The 617-nt window shown below is 73.7% G+C and carries 1 protein-coding gene; it reads right to left on the reverse strand.

What is annotated here, in order from left to right:
- Positions 1 to 46: 46 nt before the first annotated feature.
- A complete protein-coding gene (locus tag ACFHW0_RS31735) occupies positions 47 to 574 on the reverse strand; it encodes a DUF6244 family protein (protein WP_416613310.1) in 528 nt (175 codons plus the stop codon).
- Positions 575 to 617 lie beyond the last annotated feature (43 nt).

The raw sequence follows: 617 nt of genomic DNA on the forward strand, positions 1-617 counted from the left end.
GGGGTCTGTGGTGGTGGGGCTGGCCGGGTGGTGCCGCCAGCCCCGGTCAGTTTCCCGCCGACCCCAGTTGGCGGGCCTCGGCGATCGCCGTCTCGACGGCCTGCCGGGCGGTGACGGTGCGTTGGACGACCAGCGTCAGGACCTGCGTGATCTGCTCCAGGGACTGTACGAGGGGTCCCGGTTGGCCGCCGTGCAGGACGGTGGTGACGAGTTGTCGTGTCTGGCCGACCTGGGCGATGGTGGCGGCGGCGGTGTCGCGGATGCCGTCGACGGCGTGGTGCACGGGTGTCAGGCCGGTGATCGTCTCGTGCGGGCTGGCTTCCTGCGGGACGGCCGTGGTGCTCTTCGTGGCCTCGCCGACCGTGGTCGCGAGGCTGCCCAGGCCGCCCCGGACGGTGGCGATGCCGTCGCGTACCCGGGTGAGGCCCGCCGCCACGGCGGCGAATCCGGCGCCGGCGGCGCGCAGGGCCACCTCCTGCGCCTGGTTGTCGGCGGCGGAGGCCAGTGCCTGCGCCCTGTCGACGCCGGCCGTCAGGGCGCGCAGTTCCCCGGTGATCTTCTCGATGTGTGACACGCGGCCGACTTCCCCCGATCGACGACGGTGCGGTACCCGAAGC

This window comes from Micromonospora sp. LOL_025, assembly GCF_048060285.1.
In the GTDB taxonomy this organism is placed as follows: domain Bacteria; phylum Actinomycetota; class Actinomycetes; order Mycobacteriales; family Micromonosporaceae; genus Micromonospora.